Origin of the sequence: Pseudomonas sp. Marseille-Q5117, assembly GCF_946901175.1 — a bacterium.
Lineage (GTDB): Bacteria > Pseudomonadota > Gammaproteobacteria > Pseudomonadales > Pseudomonadaceae > Aquipseudomonas > Aquipseudomonas iranensis.
This window is the reverse complement of the sequence record NZ_CAMPPP010000009.1, coordinates 117372-138627: the sequence shown is the minus strand read 5'-3', so window position 1 is coordinate 138627 and position 21256 is coordinate 117372. Positions and strand designations below refer to the sequence as shown.

At 55.3% G+C, this 21256-nt stretch carries 21 protein-coding genes; 9 read left to right on the top strand and 12 right to left on the bottom strand.

Features of this window, described 5'->3' with window-relative positions; all coding sequences use genetic code 11:
• Positions 1-10: 10 nt before the first annotated feature.
• The 4 genes from OC605_RS16160 (at position 11) to OC605_RS16145 (ending at position 3815) form a co-directional block, all read left to right on the top strand.
• Complete coding sequence (locus OC605_RS16160; RefSeq protein WP_136493453.1) at positions 11-253, top strand: DUF2934 domain-containing protein; 243 nt, start codon at positions 11-13, stop codon at positions 251-253.
• 40 nt (positions 254-293) lie between these two features.
• Entirely contained in the window at positions 294-1469 is a 1176-nt protein-coding gene (locus tag OC605_RS16155; protein ID WP_262138147.1) for an MFS transporter, read from the top strand.
• Between the two features lie 27 nt (positions 1470-1496).
• Positions 1497-2171 (top strand): polysaccharide lyase family 7 protein, encoded by a 675-nt coding sequence (locus OC605_RS16150; RefSeq protein ID WP_122507221.1) that lies wholly within the window; start codon positions 1497-1499, stop codon positions 2169-2171.
• A gap of 288 nt (positions 2172-2459) precedes the next feature.
• The gene (locus OC605_RS16145; protein WP_410056005.1) at positions 2460-3815 is read left to right on the top strand and encodes an MFS transporter; all 1356 of its coding nucleotides are present in this window, start codon (positions 2460-2462) and stop codon (positions 3813-3815) included.
• Positions 3816-3853: 38 nt separating this feature from the next.
• On the opposite strand, the gene OC605_RS16140 is transcribed toward OC605_RS16145, so the two are convergent.
• From OC605_RS16140 to OC605_RS16130, 3 genes are all read right to left on the bottom strand, one after another.
• Positions 3854-3982, bottom strand: coding sequence for a hypothetical protein (locus tag OC605_RS16140; protein WP_133338075.1), 129 nt, complete (start codon positions 3980-3982; stop codon positions 3854-3856).
• A 413-nt stretch (positions 3983-4395) separates the two neighbouring features.
• Positions 4396-4644 carry a hypothetical protein gene (locus OC605_RS16135; RefSeq protein ID WP_262138139.1) on the bottom strand — a complete coding sequence of 83 codons (249 nt, stop codon included), beginning with the start codon at positions 4642-4644 and terminating at the stop codon, positions 4396-4398.
• Complete coding sequence (locus OC605_RS16130; protein WP_108224700.1) at positions 4641-4880, bottom strand: hypothetical protein; 240 nt, start codon at positions 4878-4880, stop codon at positions 4641-4643. The genes OC605_RS16135 and OC605_RS16130 overlap by 4 nt, the downstream gene beginning before the upstream one ends.
• A gap of 614 nt (positions 4881-5494) precedes the next feature.
• On the opposite strand from OC605_RS16130, the gene OC605_RS16125 reads away from it, so the two are divergent.
• Entirely contained in the window at positions 5495-6583 is a 1089-nt protein-coding gene (locus OC605_RS16125; protein WP_262138137.1) for a DUF4062 domain-containing protein, read from the top strand.
• 519 nt (positions 6584-7102) lie between these two features.
• On the opposite strand, the gene OC605_RS16120 is transcribed toward OC605_RS16125, so the two are convergent.
• From OC605_RS16120 to OC605_RS16105, 4 genes are all read right to left on the bottom strand, one after another.
• Positions 7103-8896: an ATP-dependent helicase gene (locus OC605_RS16120; protein ID WP_262138135.1), complete on the bottom strand. Its 1794-nt coding sequence runs from the start codon at positions 8894-8896 to the stop codon at positions 7103-7105.
• Positions 8883-10667 carry an ATP-dependent nuclease gene (locus tag OC605_RS16115; protein ID WP_262138134.1) on the bottom strand — a complete coding sequence of 595 codons (1785 nt, stop codon included), beginning with the start codon at positions 10665-10667 and terminating at the stop codon, positions 8883-8885. The genes OC605_RS16120 and OC605_RS16115 overlap by 14 nt, the downstream gene beginning before the upstream one ends.
• 1022 nt (positions 10668-11689) lie before the next feature.
• Positions 11690-12100 carry a VOC family protein gene (locus OC605_RS16110; protein WP_133337991.1) on the bottom strand — a complete coding sequence of 137 codons (411 nt, stop codon included), beginning with the start codon at positions 12098-12100 and terminating at the stop codon, positions 11690-11692.
• Positions 12101-12253: 153 nt separating this feature from the next.
• On the bottom strand, positions 12254-12994 hold the full coding sequence (locus OC605_RS16105; RefSeq protein WP_262138132.1) for an SDR family NAD(P)-dependent oxidoreductase: 741 nt from the start codon (positions 12992-12994) through the stop codon (positions 12254-12256).
• A gap of 155 nt (positions 12995-13149) precedes the next feature.
• On the opposite strand from OC605_RS16105, the gene OC605_RS16100 reads away from it, so the two are divergent.
• Positions 13150-13752 (top strand): TetR/AcrR family transcriptional regulator, encoded by a 603-nt coding sequence (locus OC605_RS16100; protein ID WP_133337995.1) that lies wholly within the window; start codon positions 13150-13152, stop codon positions 13750-13752.
• 31 nt (positions 13753-13783) lie between these two features.
• On the opposite strand, the gene OC605_RS16095 is transcribed toward OC605_RS16100, so the two are convergent.
• Genes OC605_RS16095 through OC605_RS16085 form a run of 3 tightly spaced genes read right to left on the bottom strand, consistent with a single transcriptional unit; the run spans position 13784 to position 15922 of the window.
• On the bottom strand, positions 13784-14761 hold the full coding sequence (locus OC605_RS16095) for a saccharopine dehydrogenase family protein (protein ID WP_262138128.1): 978 nt from the start codon (positions 14759-14761) through the stop codon (positions 13784-13786).
• Entirely contained in the window at positions 14758-15159 is a 402-nt protein-coding gene (locus OC605_RS16090) for a VOC family protein (protein ID WP_093101796.1), read from the bottom strand. Before OC605_RS16090 ends, OC605_RS16095 begins: the two co-directional genes overlap by 4 nt.
• Positions 15160-15178: 19 nt before the next feature.
• Entirely contained in the window at positions 15179-15922 is a 744-nt protein-coding gene (locus tag OC605_RS16085) for an SDR family NAD(P)-dependent oxidoreductase (protein WP_133338001.1), read from the bottom strand.
• A gap of 138 nt (positions 15923-16060) precedes the next feature.
• On the opposite strand from OC605_RS16085, the gene OC605_RS16080 reads away from it, so the two are divergent.
• Entirely contained in the window at positions 16061-16987 is a 927-nt protein-coding gene (locus OC605_RS16080; RefSeq protein ID WP_262138125.1) for an AraC family transcriptional regulator, read from the top strand.
• A 411-nt stretch (positions 16988-17398) separates the two neighbouring features.
• On the opposite strand, the gene OC605_RS16075 is transcribed toward OC605_RS16080, so the two are convergent.
• The gene (locus tag OC605_RS16075) at positions 17399-18142 is read right to left on the bottom strand and encodes an SDR family NAD(P)-dependent oxidoreductase (RefSeq protein ID WP_064361698.1); all 744 of its coding nucleotides are present in this window, start codon (positions 18140-18142) and stop codon (positions 17399-17401) included.
• 612 nt (positions 18143-18754) lie between these two features.
• Between OC605_RS16075 and OC605_RS16070 the strand changes: the two genes are divergently transcribed.
• On the top strand, positions 18755-19234 hold the full coding sequence (locus tag OC605_RS16070; protein WP_122506017.1) for a carboxymuconolactone decarboxylase family protein: 480 nt from the start codon (positions 18755-18757) through the stop codon (positions 19232-19234).
• On the opposite strand, the gene OC605_RS16065 is transcribed toward OC605_RS16070, so the two are convergent.
• Positions 19227-20663: a PLP-dependent aminotransferase family protein gene (locus tag OC605_RS16065; RefSeq protein WP_217848412.1), complete on the bottom strand. Its 1437-nt coding sequence runs from the start codon at positions 20661-20663 to the stop codon at positions 19227-19229. The genes OC605_RS16070 and OC605_RS16065 overlap by 8 nt on opposite strands.
• Positions 20664-20752: 89 nt before the next feature.
• On the opposite strand from OC605_RS16065, the gene OC605_RS16060 reads away from it, so the two are divergent.
• Positions 20753-21235, top strand: coding sequence for a GNAT family N-acetyltransferase (locus OC605_RS16060; protein ID WP_042609823.1), 483 nt, complete (start codon positions 20753-20755; stop codon positions 21233-21235).
• Positions 21236-21256 lie beyond the last annotated feature (21 nt).

Here is a 21256-nt window from a genome sequence, read left to right as displayed (position 1 = left end):
AGACAACGAAATGGACGAGGAAACCATCCGCAAGATCGCCTACAGGCTTTGGGAGGAACAAGGTCGGCCGCACGGAAGTGATTTCGAGCACTGGTTGCAGGCGCGCGCAGAACTGGATGCGTTCGATTCCGATGGCTTGCCAGGTTCGGTCGCCAGCAGCGTAGCGCCGCCGGCACCACGGAAAAAGGCCAAGCCTGGGACCGTTGCTCCCGCGACCAGAACCCGCAAAAAAACCACGTCTGCTGCTAAATGACCGATCTTCAAAGGCGCGCGCTTGCGGGAGGAATGGGCTCGTGAAGCGCGGCATCAATCTGGTGCTGGCGGCCTTCGCGTTGACGGCGTTGTCCTACGGTCTGGCACGCTTCGCCTATGGCCTGCTGCTGCCGCAGATTCGTCAGGATCTGGCACTGAGTGTTTCCGCCGCTGGATGGATCGGCGGCAGTGCGTTTGCGGCTTACTGTGTGGGCATCGTTGCGACGTTTGCCTGCAACGGCAAAGTCAGTCCGCGTGGGTTGACGGTGATGGCCGGCGCCGCTGCGACGCTGGGCATGGGACTGGTGGTTGTCGCTTCGTCGGGGCTGACGTTGGGCTGCGGCGTGGCGCTGGCGGGATTGAGCACGGGTCTGACTTCGCCGCCATTGGCCAGTGCGGTGGCAGCGCGTCTTGATGATGCGGATCGCCCGCGAGCCAATGGTTTTATCAATGCCGGCACAGCGGCGGGCATCGTTTTTTTCGGTTTGGCGGCGATATTTGCGGCCGGGCAATGGCGCCAGCTGTATGCCCTGTTTGCCTTGATCGGCATCGGCGTCACGATCTGGCTCTGGATTGCGGTGCCGCGCCGGGTCGAGCGTGACGTCGCGCAGAACTTCTCGCTGGCAATGCTGCGTCGACCCGGCGTACTGCCTTTGTGCGCCAGCGCTTTCCTGATGGGCCTGGCGAGCACGGCGATCTGGACATTCGGTGCCGACATTCTGCGCAGCGAGGCTGGATTCTCAGATCAGTCGATAGCCTGGGCGTGGATCGTCCTGGGTGCGGCGGGAATCAGCGGATGCATGACGGGCGTGTTCACCGGCCGATTCGGTGTCGTGCGTATTCAGCATCTGGCACTGGCTGGGATCGCCCTCGGGACATTGGGACTGTCGGCCGCCTCGATATCAGCCGGGTCTGGCCTCGTCGCAATGTGCCTGTTTGGCGCGGCCTATATCGTTTCTTCAGGCGTTTATCTGCTGCAAGGCATCCGCCTGTTTCCGGATCGTCCGGACTTGGGACTGGGCATACCGTTTCTGCTTCTGGCACTCGGCCAAACCGCCGGCACGCCGATTTTCGGCGCTGTGCTGGAGGCTGCCGGCGTAATCGTTGCCCTTTGTGTTTTCGCGGCGGCCGCTTGCGCCGCCATGGTGCTGTGCCCAAGAGATGGTGAAAGTCCGCGCGGACAGATGTGCCAATCCACCGAAGGCTTGGGTCGCTAATGATTTTTATCGTCAGGAGTACAAACCATGGCCGTAAACATCAGCAATCTCACCCTCTCCACTCCGGTTCCCGTCTCGGCGACCAATCCGGTCGCACTTGAGCTCAACGGCGCCGAGGCCATTGCGCAGTTCCCGAGCATCGTCACGGTGCTACCGGATGGATCGCTGCAACTGTCCGCGCCGACCAAAGGCGCCTCGAGCAAGAGCACTCACCGCACCCGCTGCGAATGGAAAGAATCCTTTTACTGGTCGCTGGGCAGCGCCGCTGACCACCTCAACTATCAGGAAATGACCGTAACCAAGGTCAACTCTGCGCAGAAAGTCGTTATCTCGCAGATGCATGTGAAAAATGACGACGGCCCGGTCATCAAAGTGTTCTGGCAGAAAGGCAACATCACCATGGGCTTCCGCCAGAGCTTCAACCAGCCCACCCCGGTCAACACCACGGTGCTCAAGGGCGTACCGTTGGGGGCGAAGTTCAAGATCACCATTCGCGCCAACTCTGCCGGCGTGGCTCGAGTCACTGTCGACTACAACGGCGTTGTCGGCACATCAGGTGACTTGCAGCTCGACTCAACCTGGAATTCGCAGGTATTCAATTTCCACGGCGGGGTCTACAACCAGATCGACTACACCGACGCCACGCCGCCAGAGGATGGCTCGATCTGCATCATCAGTGATTTGTTGATTTCGCATACTTAGGCGCTGAAACGAGCAAGGGCCTGGGTCAGCTTTCGCTGGCAGGCCCTTGTCAGAGCTGAGCTCGATGGTGGGTTTTCAGCCTCCTCTTCGACTTCGAAATTGCCTGCGTCCTAACGTCGCAGCCTCAGCTATTGGCAAATCCTGCGCAAGCCGTAGAATCCCGCGCGCTCTTGCAAGCGCGCGTCTGGTCACAGACGCGAACTTGCAGGGCTGGCCATGTCGTCCGACGCCACCGCCCTGCCCGATCGGCAGACATTTGCACAACACCTGTTCCAGCCTGGCAACCGCATGCGCAGAGGCGCACGTTGCGCTGTTCGATTTCTTGAGGTTTTTATGTCTCCGCGTTTGCTGGCCATGGCGCTGGCGCCCCTGCTCGGGCTGTTCATTATTGCTCTGGGCAACGGTTTTCTGTCTTCCCTGACCACCCTTCGCCTGGACGCCGCCGGCGCCTCGGCGACGATGATCGGAATTGTTTCGTCGGCCTATTTCATCGGCCTGACGCTGGGCGCGGTGTTCAACGACCGGCTGATTCTGCGCATCGGCCATATTCGTGCCTACGGCAGCTTCGCCTCGCTGATTGCCGTGACGATCCTGTTGCAAGGTCTGTTTTATGACACCTGGGGCTGGCTGGTCCTGCGCCTGATCAACGGCTGGGCGACGGTCGGTGTGTTTCTGGTGATCGAAAGCTGGCTGCTGCTGGCCGGTGACGAGAAGATTCGCGGGCGCTTGCTCGCGCTGTACATGATCGTGCTTTATGGCGCTGGCGTTCTGGGCCAGGCGACGCTCGGGACCATCACTGGCATGAGCGACAGCGCGCCGTTCATGGTCGCCGGCATGCTTGCTGCGTTGTCGGTGCTGCCGATCGTGATCCTGCCGCGCGTATCGCCGCTGCTCGATCAGGTCGAGCCGCTCAAGCCCCGGCAACTGCTGGGCGTGACCCCGACCGGGCTGGTCGGCTGTTTCGGCTCGGGGGTGACCATCGCGGCGATCTACACCTTGTTGCCGCTGTATCTGCAACGCAGAGGTCTGGACGTCGGAGAAGTCGGCAGCATGATGGCGTGGACGATTCTCGGGGCGATGTTGCTGCAGTATCCGGTCGGACGCTGGTCCGACCGCACCGATCGCTTGCAGGTGCTGACCCTGCTGACGGTGGCATGCACGGCATTATCGCTGGTGATTGTGCTGCTGCCGCTGTCTTCGACAATGCTCGCGGCCATGCTGTTTCTGCTCGGTGGCGGTGTCTTCGCGCTGTACCCGGTGGCCGTCAGCCACGCGGCCGACCGCGCCCCGGCCGAAGCGCTGGTGCCGATGATCCAGGGTTTGCTGCTGATCAACTCGCTGGGCTCGGCCATCAGCCCGATGATGATCTCGCCGGTGATGAACTCGTTCGGCGCCAACGGCCTGTTCTGGGTCTTCGCAGTGGTCAATTTGAGCATGGTCAGCTTTTTCTTCTGGCGCCGTGGCAAGCGTCCTGTCCCGGCCAATCCCGCGCCGTTTGCAGCGGCGGCAACGTTTTCGCCTACTGGGGCTGAATTGCGGGTTACCGAAGATTTGCGTGTGGCGGCTGAGGAGCATCCGGCGATGGTGGATGCGATCAGTGGGGAATTGGTTGAGCAGACTGAGACAAGTACGGTAGGGAACTGAAGCGTCAGACGTCGGGGAAACGCCTGACTCCTTGTTGATCAGCAGGTGCCCGGCGGGATTCCGTCCTTGTTGAAGTCCTTCAAGCGCTCGCGCTCTTCTTCAGTGGAATGCGCCGGGGTTGATTGATCCGATTCTTCTTCTGGTACTTCGGTTTTTTCGTCGGTCATGGCTATGCCCTCGTTGTCGTTGTTATTTCGGCATCGGCGAGGGTTTGGTGGTTCCGGATTTCGAAGATCGCTCCGTCATTGACGCGGCAATGGCGAGAACAGCGAAGCGGAAACGAACAAAGGCCTGCGTAGCTTTCGCTCGCAGGCCTTTGTTGAAAGATGGTGCCCGAAGCCGGAATCGAACCGGCACGCCCTTACGAGCGGGGGATTTTAAGTCCATTATTTTTTCCTTATAAATCATAATCTTATGGTGATGATTTTTCCGCATCACACAAATTCTCTGTTCGTTTTAGGGTAGTGAAACCAGGACCTCAAAACAAATTGCGGAAAGAGTTCGGGCCGCCGGAAGCCCGTATTTCAAGCAAAGGCAGTTGGATGTAGGTCTGTAGAAATGGCCTTGAAGCTGTCACCGGTTACAGCTCTACATTGAATCCGCTGAGGCCCACGCCTTCGGCAAAACGCCCCACCGCGGTCAAGCTGGCCCAGGTGCGCAGTGACTCACGTCGCGAGCGCACCGGCACCCAGCGTGCGCCGCTGCCGGCCAGGCGAATCGACAGGCCCCAGTCGGGGCCGCCGTTGATCCTGGCCACCAGGCATTCGCGCACCGCGTGTTGTTCGACCAGGGCGCGCAACACCTCTTCGTGAATACCTTCGCCGATCACTGCTCGTGCTCCTGACGCCGCGCCGCGGCCGCGGCCTCGAAGATCTTATACAAACCTTCGATACTGGCCGCGTTCAGCACCTTGACCGTCTCCAGGCCCAGCACAAAACCTTCGGCACGATCACTGGCGCGAAACAGGTCGTCCGCCGTGTGCGCCAGTTCAATTTGGTGCAGCAGTTTCAGGGTTTGCACCTCCACTGCGTTCGGCAGTTTCAGTGCCGCCAATGCATCAGTCATGCGTACTCCCACGTCTAGAGATCAACCAGATATCGAGGGAATGGTAGACCAGCCCTGGGGGGACCGGCTTCCACGGCCACAAAAAAAAGCCCCCGCACCTGAGCCAGGTGTGGGGGCCGATTGAACATAGGCTGGAATTTAATGTACTGGTGTTCAACGGCCGCTATCGAGCGAGGCTGTGTAAAAACTTTTTTAGCGCGACAGGTAATCAAAACCGGACTGGGAATCGCGCTTCTACGCAAAATCCACATCTGCTGACGTGCCGATAAATTTCAGATTTTAACGTAGACGCGCACACCTAAATTTTGGCGAAGCGTTTTTACCCACTCTGGGCCAGAAGCGGACAGAGATTGAAAAGGAAATTTTCCCCTTCCCGGTCCCGACCTCACAAGCAAAATCAAGGTGAGTCTAGCAACCCACCTGAGGCCACCAATAGGATGCTGGTCGAGGCGATGGCAGGAGGAAAAAAAGCTACGATCCCTCCTCCCCACCCCATGTGGAGTCTGCAGCGCCCCTTGTTGGTGATCAGAGCATAAGAGAAAAAACATGGACGCCTTAGTGGCAAAATAGTAGCGTCATGCCGCTACACCCGCCCATGGACGAAAGGAAAATTTATGAAGCGTAAATTGCAAATTTTTGTATCGAGTACTTTCACGGACCTCATACCCGAGAGACAAGCTGCGGTAAGCGCAATTCTTAAGGCCGGCCACATCCCCGCCGGCATGGAGCTATTCACATCCGGCGATAAGTCTCAAATGGAGACCATAAAAAAATGGATTGATGAGTCCGACGTATATATGTTGGTTTTGGGCGGACGCTATGGCTCTATTGAGCAGGTATCTGGCGTTAGTTATACAGAGCTGGAATATAACTATGCTATCGAACAGGGCAAGCCTCTCTTCGCAGTCGTAATTACAGAGTCCTCACTCGAAGCCAAAGTACAAAAACATGGAACAGCCTTTCTCGAAAAGGAAAATCCGCAATCACTTAAGCAATTCCGGCAAAAAGTACTAAACAACATTTCTTCGTTTTTTGACGACGAAAAAGACATTCGCCTAGCAGTTCATGAAAGCCTGTCAGACTTTGCTGCTAGCAGAGATTTGAAAGGCTGGGTCCAAGCAGATGAAATCGTAGACACAAAACCCCTTTTCGAAGAGATAAAAAAACTTTCTGAAGAAAATCAGAAGCTAAAAGATTCTCTGGCGACACAAGAGAGTAAGGCTATATTGAATCGCTCCCATGAAAGCGAGGACTTTTCTGAGATAGCTAAACTTCTGGAGTCGGTAGAGATAAAGATCCCCGCCAAGATAAACAAGGATAAAGAGGGAACTTCAAATCTTTTCAGAATTTTTGTAGGCAATAAAGACACCATTATCAATGGTGTCACTGACGCAGCAAGCGGCACTGATTTGGAAAGCTTCTTCTTCTTCAATATATGCCCAAAACTTCAAGTTCATGGTTTCACAGAAATAGAGAAAGTCGCTGGCGTACGCTGGCGCAGATACAATATCACGAAAAAAGGAACCGCTTTCCTGGCTGACTTTGAGCGAAGAAAATTTAAGCTTAGTCAAGAGAGTAGTAAAACAGAAACACCGAAACCTCCCGCCGTAAAAACCGCCAGCCGCTCCAAGCCTGTAAAAGCCGCAAACACAAATTCTGCCAGCGTTGCTTCTCAAGGTTTAGAGTCATCGCCAGAATCTTAAACGTCAATTATCCCGTCACAGTGATATCGAATACGGTATCACTGCCGACACTTCAATCCTGAGTTATGAGGCATGAAGTTCGTCCTTGAAGTTGGGTTAGCGAAAGCGCAGTCCATCACGCCACCGGTGAAGATCCCCTCAATCATCCCAATGGGTCTGATCTGCAGACCAAAATAGCGCCTCAGTCCCATCTCAGTCCCATACGGTCTTTTTTCAGACGCAAAAAACCACAAACCCCTGAGTTTCTCTAGGAAATCAGTGGGTTGCGTTTACTGAATGTGGCGGTGAAGGAGAGATTCGAACTCCAAAAATCCTGCAGCCATCAACCTTCATCGCGATACCTTGCACTAACGGCTTTCGGCCAGGAGCGGTCAATCACTAGGAGAAAAAGCCGACCCATTGCGGCTAATCGCAGAGCTGTTGGACAAGTGAACGTTGTTCACACCGCCAAGCTCGGAGTTCGCGAAAGTTGGAAAACTGCGGAGCATTTTCCAAAAGTGGTCACCTCAGCAACCTCGCTTAGTCTGCAATAAGCTCCTCAAGAAATCGTAGACGGCCTGAGTAGTAGCGACGGCCACGGTTCTCGTTCCAGCCTGAATACAACATATGCACCTCGTCACGAGCACGTGTAAACCCAACATAGAAAAGTCGACGGCTCTCACGTAGGTCATTACCTTGAACATTCGTCCAGTGAAAGGAGCCTTCATCTAGGCCAAGCATGATTACCACGTCGTATTCACACCCCTTTGCGGAATGGAGTGTCAACAAATTTAGCTGTTCGGGAGATCCGTCACGCCCGCCGAGGCGTGCCATGTCTAGCTCTTGCAGGGTACCGCCCTCCCTTAGCGCTTGGGTCATCGCGTCCACCTGAGCAGCCTGGTCAAGCAAACTGGCATTGGTCGCTATCAAGTTATCAAGAAGCTCTTCGCGTATAGTGTTCACAAAATCGCGAGCAGATCGGTTTTGTCTATGAGCCCACAGGAACCGAGTTAGCTTCGCACGTTCGACTCGAGCATTGTTGTCTGACACGCGCAGGCGATGAAATGCCAACCACCGATCAATCAACCCTTGTAAGAGAGGCATCGCCTCACGCCACCCGCCTGCGCACCATGCTGAGCAGTCCTCAATCCAGCTAGTTATAGCGCACTTTCGGTAAGGAGTTGAAGTGTCGATTCGAATAAAGCTAAATCCTGCTTCAGCAGCTGCACTTGCGACTACGTCGCCGATTCCCGCATTCCTATAGAGAATAGCAATATCACCAACTAGTCGTCCCGGCTTGCGCGCCAACGCAGCAGGAATGATTTCTTCGATCGCACGCCTTGCTTGCTGAATCAGGCCATCAGTGCACTCGACTATATCAATATGGGCATGCCTTTCCGGATCGCAGGAACGATAACCTCTCAACTCGCCCAATGCTCGTTCAGCCTCTCGTACAATTTTCTCAGCGGAACGGTAGTTCACTTCCAATTGTACACATTCAACATCCGGTCGCTCAGCCAGTTCCTGTAGTAGGCTAGAGTCGGCGCCATTGAAGCCATACACCGACTGGTCAGCATCCCCTACCGCAAACAAACGAACGCCTCCGTCAAACGCGAGTCGCTTAACAATGCAGTGCAGGCCTATACCCAGATCTTGATACTCATCAACAGCTATCATAGGGAAGCGCGCGCTCACGAGCGGCAGGACCCAGTCATGCTGAGCTACTAGTCGTTCTCCATAGATAACTAAATCTTCAAAGTCGACGAACCCCTCACAATGCAACGACTCCTCGTAGGCCTCGGCCAAAGTAGCAAGCTCGGCAAACTCTCGCCAGGCTGGCGTTGTCCGATCAAGATGGACGCGCCGGTACTTATCCATGTCCATTTTTTTGTAGGTGCGGGTGTCACCGAATAGACGATTCTTGACCCTCGCGAACACCTGTTGACAATGATCGGCAGTCGAAACGGTAATTGGATCGGGAAGTCCTAAGTTCGCCAACCTCCCGTACGGTATTAGCAGATGGAGAAGGCAGAATCCGTGTACCGTACCAATGAATAAACGCGACGACTCTCGCAGTCCGAGCAACTCCATCCGCCGGGTAAGTTCACGTGCGCATTCCTGACTGTAAGTAATACAGGCTACTCCACGTGGTGCTCGCACGTCCTCAGCCAGGGTGCGCGCTAATTTGAGCACAAGCGTCTTGGTCTTACCGCTTCCAGGCCCCGCAAGGACAACGCAATTTCCAACAGACTCATAGGCAGCCCACTGTTGATCATTGTCACGCAACTCTCTGGCCTGAGCGAGATAAGCAGTGCTAACGTTACGCAATGGCATTTCGAATATAATCCAGGGCGCGTTGAAGATAAGCGGGACAGGACCGTGCCGTAACGAACGGCGCAAGCATCTGCGCGAAACGGCCTTTACCTATCCTTTCAATCCGCGATAACAGCTTAGTGCTATCTAGAGTTTCGGGATTCGAAATCCAACTATCCAACAAAGCTTTCGACCTTTGATGAAGCTCCCACTCACCTTCGAAAATCTCTTTCATCGCTGGACCCAAGCCCGAGGCAAATAGCTCGATTTCCAACGTACTATCATTGACGAAATATCCTGCCTCTTCAGCCAAAGCAAGTACTTGGTCATCCTCTAGGTCATTGAAATCGCTATCTCTATCTGCAAGCTCAAGCAAGCTAATGAGACGCTGCCTAGCAAGCGCGCTCTTGCCTTCAATCGGATCAAGGTCGGTCAAAATAACGTGTGGAATATCAAGCCCACTGGTTCCCACTAGCTTTATGTATGGAGCAAAGTTGGTTCCGCTTACCGAACAAACAGAGACTCCCAAGACGTCTAGATGAACTCCAAGCGCCTCTGCGAATGCGGGGATCAGGAATCGCTCGGCGTCTCCCTCCACAAAAATAACACCACGGGCAAAAAAGAGCTCTCCGCGAGTAACATCGATATATCGCTGAAGATCCTCTTCATCCCACTCGTCTAGGGGCGCCTTGGCGGTAGATGTAGCGATAGTCCCGCCGGCATCATGACGCAAAAGTACCACTGATCTTATAGGCGCCACGCTAGCAATATGAGGTGAGTGAGTGGTCAGGATTGTAGTGAGATTTGAGGTTTGCTTGTTATCGCCAGCCGGCTCAGCACCGAGAAAATAGCGATAAACCAAACGCTGCACATGGGGGTGTAGATGCGCCTCAGGCTCTTCAATAGCGAAAAAAGTATGGCTTCGCTCGCCCTTGAGGACCAACCGGTCAAGCTCCAAGCTTTTCAAAGCCATAAAAATCAAATTCGCAGTGCCTAGGCTGGCATCTCCAATGCTACGCGCGCCATGATCGATGAGAATACGAAGACTTCGGAGTAATGCATCTACTCTTGTTGGAGCTAAACCTAATTTTATAGGAACAGTGTGCTTGCTCCCCACAATGTCTAACAATCGCTGACCGATTCGCTCTGCGGTGCGCACTACCTCGTCACGATCAGCCAGATCAGTCTGGGCCTCACCTACCATTTGCTGAATTTCTTCACGTGCATCGGCGTCGAGATCGGAGGTCAGCTCCTCAATCAATGGCCGCAGCGGAGAGCGTCTCCAGCTGGAAAGATCTTTCTCTGCGTCGCGCAAGGCCACTTGCACATCAAGCGGCAGTTGCCGCCTCTGCATCGCTCCAACTGAATTGTCTTCATCGTCGCCACCAAAAATCAAATACTCATAGTCCGAAAGGCTTTTGGGGGTATCTCCATTCAGGGCGGCTTTGGGCCTGAACCTATAAGTAATACGCGCAACGGTTGGCGGACCGATATCGATCAAACTATCGGCCAGAACGGCAATCAGATCTGAATCATTATCGAAATCCGTTAGCTCAACCGAAACTTCGACTGTAGCACCCAATTTTTCCTCACCAAGGCCGTCCCAAAAGTGCTCCAGTCCAAGCTGCCTATCAAGCTCGGAAAGCCCAGGATCCAAAACTAATTGTAACGCTCGAAGGAAATTGCTTTTGCCCGCCTTGTTCTCCCCAACGATGACAATACTCTTGCCTGTATCGACATCCAGACAACTGAAATTGGCAAAATTCGTGATGCTCACTCGTGATATATGCATTAATCCCTTCCTGGCTTCACATTATGTGCATCGAGCGCAAGGCGCCTCCCGGCTCAGACATCGGTATCAGCTACTCAATACAAAACGTCAGTGTGACCCGAAGCTGACGGTGGCGGCAGACAATAAAGATTACCTGTCAGAATCCCGTATTAATCGGCGAAAAGCTCTCGAAGCTATGCCCTTACCATAAGATTCGACAATGGTCGCCAAGAGCCGCGTGCCCTTGCCAAGGGTAGACCACAAAGCGCCTGACCTCGATCGAGCCCTCCTAGAGGAAACCCGCAACAAGTGTGGTTCAAACTGTGTTTCTGCGTTGATGTTTGAGTCTAGAGGTTAGCGCGAAATGAGAAAAAGACGATTTTTAGAAGTTAAACTGTCCACTACTAGACATTAGCGGGCGTTCATAGATACGTTTGCAAACAATCAAAGCGGAATAAAACCGATCATAATCTATTGAAATTGCTCGCCTTATTCATGGACTTGAAAACCGTCGACTGTAACAGGTCCATGAGTTCGAATCCCATCGCCTCCGCCATATTTTGTACCGACAAAGCCCTGATTATTCAGGGCTTTGTCGTTTCTGGCATTCAGGAAATTTGCTCCTCTCTCTTTGGATCGTTTCCGCATCTTTTCGGGCATTTCCGCAACCCTACCCTTCTGACACCGTTAAGTGCTCAACAAAACTAAGCACAGCGCGACGGTAGCATTGAATGCTCAGTAGACCGCTTTCGTCCATTAGCTGCCGCTCACGAACACCTGCTTTCGGCCAATAGCTGCCATTCGCGAAAGGCTGCCTTCGGCCAGGAACAGCCATTTAGCACCAGGCCAGAAAAGGAGCCTCAGGATTACAGCCGTGCCACGAGACATCTTGAGTTGGCGCTGCTATCTGTTATCAGAACTGCGCCATGGCTAAAGAGGAACACATTCAATTCTGGAAAAACTTCCATTGGCTGACAGCTCGATGCGGTTGAAAATCTGAGGAAGAATGCCACCCGACAGGTACATAATGAGCGTCCTGGCACCTAAGGCGTCAGTTGGCAAACACACTCCAGATTCACTCCATCAGGGCCCAGTACATAGGCCGCGTAATAATCGGAGTGGTACTGAGGCCTGATCCCTGGTGCGCCATTGTCCTGTCCGCCAACGGCGATGGCAGCCGCATGGAATGCGTCGACGGCCCCATGACTCTGCGCCAGCAGCGCGATATGAGCCCCGTAGCTGGGAACTGGTGCATCGTGCAGCCACAGGAATGGCTTGCCTGCGGAGCCGAACCCCAGTCTGCGAGGCGTCGAATGCGGATGGTCCGTTTCGATGCTCATTAGCAATGTGATCCCTAACGGCTCGAGCGACCGCTCGTAAAAGGCGCGAGCGTGCAAAATGTCCGAGACACCAATGCCCACATGATCGATTAGTGATCCAGCAAACTTACTCATTTGGTAACTCCTTGCATCCCCGATTCACTCGGCAGGATGGTTGCGCTCGTCAGATATAAGCGAATGATATTTCCCGTTGCGGATTGCCAGTTAAGGCATTGTCGTCGTTCAGCGGAAGGTCAGCATTTGGCGAGTCGACCGATCCATGTACGTTCAAACCTGAGAAGCTCCACCGTCGGCGAACAGCTCGGCACCGTTGACATAGCTCGACGCCTCGCTCGCCAGAAAGAGCGCAGCTTGGCCGATCTCGTGTGCCTGGCCGATCCGGCCGAGGGTGCTCTTCTCATTTAGCAAGTCGATTACCTGTGGCGCGTTTTCACCAAGCACGGCCCGTAGGGACGGGGTGTCCACCGGCCCGGGGCTGAGTAAGTTAATGCGTACACCCGATCCTTTGATGTCGAGAATCCAGCTCTTCACCAACGCGCGTAGTGCGGCCTTGGTTGCTCCGTACACGCTCATACCAGGTCCAGGGTTGATCGAAGAAGTCGAGCCGATAATGACAACGCTGCTCCCCTCGCTCATCAGCGGTAACGCCCTCTGAACCGTAAAGGTGGTGCCTTTGACATTGGTCGCGAACACCCGATCGAAGCCCGCTTCGGTGATTGCACCTAGAGGCTCGATTTCACCCATCCCGGCGTTAGCGATCAATACATCGATACGACCGTGGACCGCACCGATATGCTTGAACAGTTCCCCTAGGGAGGCTGGGTCCGAGATATCAGTCCGCACCGCAGAAACATTCCCACCGAGGCGCCTTGCTGCTTCGTCTAGCTGAGGCTGGCGGCGCCCGGTAATGATCAGATCCGCACCCTGGCTGACGAATGCTTCGGCGATTGCGAAGCCGAGGCCCGAAGAACCGCCAGTAACCAGCACAACCTTGTTTTGGAATTGCATGGGATGAACCTCAATTGTCGAATATGTAGTGAACACTACATAAAGAGGGTGTCCTCTGCAAGTTATTTAGTGACTACTAAATAGAAGGCACAACCGAAGCGGTTGAACTTGCATGTAGCGATCACTACAGTGGCGTATCACCTGGAGAAATAGCTATGAACGAAAAACCCAGACAGCGCCGTTCCGCCTTTGACCGGGAGCAAGGGATAGCCATCGCACAAGCACTGTTTCACCAGCGTGGATACGATGCTGTCAGCCTGACCGACCTGACCGAGGCAATGAATATCAAGCCGCCGAGCTTTTACGCCGCCTATGGAAGCAAGGCCGAACTGTTCGAACGAGCAATGCATCGCTATGCCGCAGAAAACGCGCTGCCAATGGACAGACTGCTGGCACCGGATCGACCTCCCGCCGAAGCGCTAACCTCGCTGCTGATTGCCGCTGCGCAGCAGTACGGGCGAGATAGCGCTTTGCGTGGTTGCCTGATCACCGAAGGCCTGCGTGCGGACGATCCGGTCGCTCGAAACATGGCGGAGAAATTCGGTGACGCTGGAATCCAGGCGATCCGCCGGTATCTGGACCAAGTCTGCCCGGACGCTGCGCAGACCCGGGCTGACTACATCCTGGTCACCCTGCGGGGGCTGTCTGCAGCGGCATGCAGTGGGATGTCCAGCGAGCGCTTGGTGAACGTCGCACGGATTGCCGGCAGGTTGCTTGCCCATGAGTTCGAGGCAGACGACAGCGCAGTGGAATCCTGAGTAAACAACATCTGCACTATCGTCCGATCAATCAGTAATCAGTGATGGTCGTACCGCCGATGCTCTCGGCGAATGAGCCCCCCAGCAGCTTTGCCGGTGTCTCAAAACCCGGTCGTCGCACGCCGTTCAATACTTGGCGTGCCGCCTCCATGGCAGCAATCGGCGTATAGGTGTAACCGTTGACGGTTTCGATCACTGAACGTGCCACAGTGCCGTCAGCGCCAGTCACCTCGGCCACTGCCCGACCGCGATGAGCTTCGCGCTGTTGCGCGTTCGGCCCCTCGGGAATTTTTGAAAGATCTCCGTCAGGTAATGGATCACCGGAAAAATGTACAAACATTGCAATATTGGGAATGCCGGTGGAGTGCCAGCCGGTGACCAGATCACCGAACGACAAAGGTACGCACAGCTCCTGGCCGTCGCCAAAATCGAAGTGTCGCGGTTGCGCATCGGGAGTTGAAAGAAGCGCTCCATCAATCCGGGCCAGCAGCCCCGCTCCAACAATTTCGCTAACACTCAGTGCTGACCCACGTGACATGGAACCCGCGACCTGTAGTGCAATGTTCAACGACTGCGGATATTTCACCCGACGAGCGACATGCACCGCCAGGCAGTCGGTCGGCACTACATCCCAACCGACGCCAGGTAGGAGCATGACCCTTGCCCCTACCGCCTCATCGCCCAATTGCTCGGCCAACCGATATACGTTGATCTCGGCCGTGATATCCAGATAATCGACTCCAGCCTTGATACAGAGCCACATCAAGGCGTCAGCTGTCCGCGCGAAGGGGCCGGCAAAGTTCACCAGCACGCCAATGCCTTCCAGGCATTGTGTCGTCGGGGCATGAGGGGAAAACACACGATAAGGAACGTCCAACTGTGCAGCCAGAGCGCGCAGCTTGTCGTGGCTGCGCCCGGCGATGACAACGTCCAGTCCCTGCGCCACTGCATAGTCTGTCGCCATGCGCCCGACATAGCCGGTTGCGCCATAAATCATCAATTTCTTCATTGTGCGTGCTGCCAGTTCTTGTAAACGAATTCCAGGCTGTATCCGTCAGGATCCAGAACATTGGCCGCGTAGTAGTTGGGGTCGTAGTGCAGACGCGCCCCCGGTGCGCCTTGATCGACGGCGTCCTGAGCCAACGCTGCCGCATAGGCCGCCGCAACCTGAGCTTTACTGTCTGCGACGAAACCGACATGTACCGCTCGGCCTTCGACTTCACCCTGACGCAGCCAGAAAAACATCCGGCCCTTGGCGCCGAAACCTTTCAGGTCCGGATGCCCAGGCGGACCGTCCTTGCCATCGTAGTCCAAGCGCGCGGTGATACCCAGCGGCGCCAACGTAGCTTCGTAGAAACGGATAGAGCGCTCAATGTCACTCACAGACAGAAAAATATGATCCAGCATGGCAACGTCTCCCGATCGTTCAGATGATGTAGCCGCCCGCGACTTCGATGGTCTGGGCGTTGATCCAGGCCCCATCTTGGGACAGCAACATGGCAATGACGCGGGCCACATCTTCGGGCTCACCGACTCTGCCTAGCGCCGTTTGCTCAGCCAGCATCGCCTCAAACTCATCATTGAGCCCGCCACCTAACTCGGTTCGAATCGCCCCAGGTGAAACCGCATTGACACGAATGCGCCGATCACCGAACTCTTTGGCCATGTAGCGCGTGAGCACTTCCAGTCCACCTTTGAACGCCGCATACGGCGCCACCCCGGCGGTGGCCACGCGTGTGGTAGCGCTGGTCAGATTGACGATGCTGGCGTTCTCCTCCAGTAATGGCAGCAAGGTCTGCGTCAGGAAGAAAGGGCCTTTCAGATGGACTTTGAAAAGACCATCAAACTGAGCCTCGCTGACCGACGCCAGCGGGTTGAACAGGCCGTAGCCGGCGTTATTAACTAAACCTGAGAGGGTGCTTGTGCCCCATGTCTCCCGGAGCACTAACAGGATGGCATCGCGGAACCCTTTGAAACTTTCCACATCCGCCACGTCGAGATTAAGCGCAACGCCCTTGCCGCCCGCTCGTTCAATGCGTCGCACCACATCATCCGCATCGTCCGGATGCTGGTTGTAAGTAAGAATGACACCCATACCGCACCGGGCGGCGTGTTCTGCTGCACTCGCACCGATCCCTCGACTGCCTCCGGTAATGACGATAACGCCCATGACGTACTCCTCGACTGATTGAATGAGCCTCCACATTAAGGGCGCTGGTCACTGCGGACGCAGCCGTTCCTACTCGAAATCTGCCTGTTTCTACTTTTCGCTTGCGTTGCTCCTGCTGTGACATTCAGCATGGCCAGCATGAACGAACAACTTAACGAACTCCGCATCCTCGCCGCCAAGGCCGAAAAACGCCGCACAGAGACGGGCATCCCCCGCGTCGCTATGGTCCAAGGCAAAATCCCCGAGCATATGTTGGCGGCAGTCTATGACCCGATGATCAACTTGATTCTGCAGGGCAGCAAAACCATGACCGTGGGCGACCGCACGCTGCGATACGACCCTGCGACCTATTTCGTCATGTCGATTCAGTTGCCTGCTGTGGGCGCGGTGCACCCTGCGGCAACGGGCGAACCCTATCTGGCCGTAAGCCTCACGCTTGATCCCACCGTGTTATCAACCTTGCTGGCTGACCTGCCCAAACCTGTCGGCCGCCATGAAAGCGACCCGGGCTTTTCGGTGGCGGCCGTTACGACCGAATTAATGGACGCATGGGTGCGCATGTTGCGATTGATGGGCAACTCGGAAGCTATCGCAGCCCTGGCGCCTGCTTATGAACGCGAGATACTGTTTCGCGTGCTGCAAGGCCCCCACGGCTGGATGCTGCGAGAGATCGCAGCGCCCGATACCGCCATGGCCAGAGTGAACACAGCCATTCAATGGATCCGTCGAGATTTTGCGGAGCCGATCAGGGTGGAAAGCTTGGCTCAGAAAGCGGCAATGAGCGTCTCGGCCTTCCATCGCCACTTCAAAGCGGTGACGACGTTGAGTCCATTGCAGTATCAAAAACGAGTGCGCTTACTTCAGGCGCGGATGCTCATGGTAGCCAGCGGCAAGAGCGTCATGGCGGCAGCTTTCGAGGTGGGCTACGAAAGCCCAACGCAGTTTAGTCGAGACTATACGAAGGTATTTGGGCTTTCACCTGCGAAGGATGCAGGAAGAATTCTCGGAAAAACGAAGGTTCCAGAATCTAACAGGCGCAGGAATTTGGCCTCCTTCAAGACTTAGATAGCAAGCAACTGGGACGGGGTGTAATCGACCAATTTCTGGCGAATGCGAATGACTGGCTTCGCCCAGAAGCCACAAGTCTTAAAGGTCCGCTTATGGCCGAAAGCGGTCATTCATAAGCGTCTGCTTCCGGCCAAAAGCGGACATAAATGAGCCATGCATATAGCAAAGGTGGTCACCGCTGCGGGCTTGCCCATGTGGGTCTTTCGTTCAAGGCATGCTGGGCGTGTCGGCACCGGCCAGCTGAGGATTCATAGATACAAGGTGGGCAACCATGGGGGGAATGTACGTAATCAAGGGCCCGAGTTGATCGCGTCAATCGAGGTAAAGTTAGCGCAAGAAAAAATAAGAGGCCGAGCGCACGATCCGCACCGGATACATGTCTACACGACCTCTTCGCGTTTCTATGCCCTACCGCAAGGTATACCCACCATCTACCACAATATCTTGGCCGTAAATGCCACGTGCTCGCTCTGATAGAAGGAACAGAATCACATCTGCCACCGCTTCCGGCTCAAGGAACTTACCCTCTAGTAAGCGCTGGTTGACCGTTTCCGCGACTGAGGACAACGTCGCATTATCCAACCCTAGTGATCGCCAGATCGGCGTAGCTGTTGGCCCTGGCGATACGACGTTCACTCTAATTCCGGCCTCAGCCTGTTCGACGGCTAAGGTTCGAGCATGCGCTGTCAGTGCTGTTTTCGACGCAATGTAGCCAGCCAAGCCTGGGAAGGCCAAAGCGGAAAGAAAAGTCCCCACAAATACAACCGAAGCGGGTCTCGCCAATTGGGCTCGCAAAGCTGAAAGCGTGTTAAGCGCACCTGCTCCGTTGATGGCCCAATTTCGCTCGAATCCCTTACTCGCCAAGCTGTCTTCAAGTACAGCGACTCCTGCATTCGGTACTAGAAAATCTACAGGCCCGATTCTGGAGACGCAGTGTGCAAGCTTCTCAAGATCCGAACTTACCGTAACATCGCCACTGACAATATGGAGGCGATCACCATGAACGTCTTTGAGTGCAGCCAGGCCGCCCCGGCCACGGGACATCGCCACTACCGTCGCTTCATAGCTTAGTAATCGTTGAACGACTGCCAGTCCGATGCCTGAACTTGCTCCGGTTACCACAGCGACACGATTGTCGAACTCACTTTTCATGTTTCAGCTCCTTAGGTATTAAACCATTTACCCATCACTGACACATTTCATGCCAACCTAAAACGTCATAAAAATCAGGGTGCTGAAGCTATACCGAGTCAATTTGACCATTATTCGTTTTTGTCGAAATGACGACAAATAGGTTTTTTTGACACGCACCAATGGCTTTGTTCTCAAGTGCGTTATAGGACTGAAAATCCGGTCGCATCGAATTTCTTTGAGAGGAAAATACCACTCCACTCTTCGTAAACACGCCCGAGTTGCTCTGCGAACTGCGGATTGACCGCCCACCGCCCCACTCTCTTGCGATCTGTTTCGGCGTTGTCGACCGGCGAGAGGAATCAGTCTTCACAAAGGCGCTGCACCTGTTATCCACCGCAGAACTATCGCGCATCGCAACTCAGTTGCCGCTTACTGTGCCAGTTTATACACCGGCTTTGGGTCGCCTTCCGCCGGGTTCACGGACAACCGGCTTGGCAACATCGGCGAACGGCAAATCGCGAATCAGAACTGCATGGCTTAGTTGAAAGGTCTTTTCTTGGCCCTGTCTGACTAGACCACGCGTGGCTACAGTGGGCTCCAACAACCCTAAACCCGCTGCGAGTGACCGCCATGAACAACCGTCTTGATTACTTCAAACAGTCGCCTCAGGCTTCCAATAAGCTGGTGGAGCTGACGATGCAACTGAGTAAGAAGCCGCTACTGGCTGACCTGGCCCACCTCATAATGCTGCGGGCGTCTCAATTGAATGGCTGCGCGTTCTGCGTGGATATGCACGTGAAGGAAGCCAAGATCCATGGCGAGCGCGAATTGCGCCTCCATCACATTGCGGTCTGGCGTGAATCGCAACTGTTCTCGCCAATAGAGCGCGCGGCGCTCGCCTGGACAGAAGCCCTGACCCAACTGCCATCCCATGGTGTACCTGAAAGCCTCTACGCGGATGTGCGTGAGCAGTTTTCCGAACAGGATCTGTCGGATTTGTCGTTCCTGATTGTCGCCATCAACGGTTGGAATCGTCTCAATGTGGCCTTTCAGGCAGTCCCTGGTTCGTCGGATGAGGTGTTCGGCCTGACCAAAGCCAACCTCAACTGAGCGCACGGTTTATCAACGCGCCAAGCTGCTCGCCCTGAGCAGCGCAGGCGCAGTTGGTGAAGCTCAGCAGCAGCCCAGATTGACGCCGCGACGAAACACTCCATCGCGACAAGGGTTGCACGGCGATGCCTTTGGCCAGCAGTTGCTCAGTCAGGGCAGTGTCGACTACTCCCTCCGGCAAACGGAGTACCAAGTGCATCCCCCCTGGCGAGCGCTCCACCAGCAGTCCATTGGGTAAACTTCGCTCCAACGCTTCAATAGTCAAAGCGCGTCGTTCGCTGTAGAGCCTTCGCATGCGCTGAATGTGCCGAGTGAAATGCCCCTCGACAATGAACTCTGCGACCAGCGCTTGAGTAATCGCTGGCGAGCCTGCGGAGAATAACGCCCGACTTACACGCTCAAACGCTGCCACTTGCCCCTGAGGCACCACTAGGTAGGCAAGGCGGATACCGGGGAAAAGCACCTTGCTGAAAGTCCCGGCGTACAGCACGCGCCCGTTGCGATCCAGGCTCGCCAACGCCGGGAAGGGGCGACTGACATAGCGATACTCACCGTCGTAATCATCCTCGACAACCCAGGCATCGCTCCGGCCCACCCAATCGAGTAACAACTGTCTCCGAGGCAAAGACAGCGCCATACACAGTGGGCTTTGATGCCCCGGCGTCACCATGACGACCTGTGCAGCCTGATGCCTGGCAATGGCCTGCTCCACATCCATACCTTCGGCATCAACTGGCACTGCCTCAAGCTCAATACCGAATTGACGAAGCACTTGGCGCGTGGTTGGGTAGCCAGGATCTTCGACCCAGGCTCGCTCCCCTGCGCGCAGCAAAGTATGTGCGATCAGCGACAGGCTACTGCGCCAGCCGCTGGTGATAAACACCTGATGGGCGCCGCAATCGATACCTCGAGACACCTGCAGATATGAGGCGATGGCGCTGCGTAAGGCAGGCAGGCCGTGCGGCGGCGGATAGTCCAGATCGCCTGAACGCATGCCTCGCAGATAACGGGCACCCAAGCGCGCCCAGATCTTGCGTGGGAACTCATCCATTGCAGGCACTCCCATCTGAAACGGCAAAAGTTGCGGTGGACGCCATAGTGCGTCTGGGGAGTTTTCAATCACCTCGCTGCTGACGGATAAAGCGGGGGCAGACAGTAGCGGCTTCTGCAATTCGGGATTGACCACGGTGCCCTTCTGCCCCAGGGCCAAGAGGTAGCCCTCGCTCGTGAGCAGCGAATAGGCCAGTTCGATGGTGCCACGAGCAACGCCGAGATCCTTGGCGAGAGCTCGCACCGAAGGCAATCGGTCACCAGGGGACAGCGTGCCAGCGGCGATGGCGGCGAGTACTCGGTCATATAACTGACGGTACAGAGGCGAACCGGGTTGCCCATCCAAGGAGGCGAAAGGGTGCGAACAGGAAGTCATCATGGCCTAGTTCATATCTCACTTCTTGGTTCAATAAATTGAGGCAATGTTAGTTCAAGATTTGACCATCACAACCCACTAAGGCCTCTCCCATGACGTTCAATCTTCAAGACTACGTGCCCAGCGTGCTCGACTTGGCCGACACTGCCCTGCGTCCTCTAGACAGCCGCCATGACTTAAAAATCGCTTTCCCGGTAATGCAGCAATTGCGCCCCCACCTAACAAGCGAGGCCGATTTTATGAGTCGTATCGAACGAATGCGAGCCGGCGGCTATCGGCTGGTTGGAGCCTTCGAGTCATCGGCTCTCGTGGCGCTTGCAGGTTACCGCCTTCAGGAGAATCTGATTTATGGCCCATTCTTGTATGTCGATGACCTCATCACCGATGAAGCCCAGCGCGGCGGCCAGTGGGGCTCCCGGTTATTGCGAGCTCTGGAACGACTGGCTCGTGCCAGCGGTTGTGCTCGCCTTGTGCTTGACACGGGTTTGGCCAACGCGCGCGCCCAACGCTTCTACTTCCGCGAAGGCCTTTATACCGGCGCGCTGCGTTTTCAAAAACAGTTCGATACCCCATGACCGCATCACCCGTACAGGAGG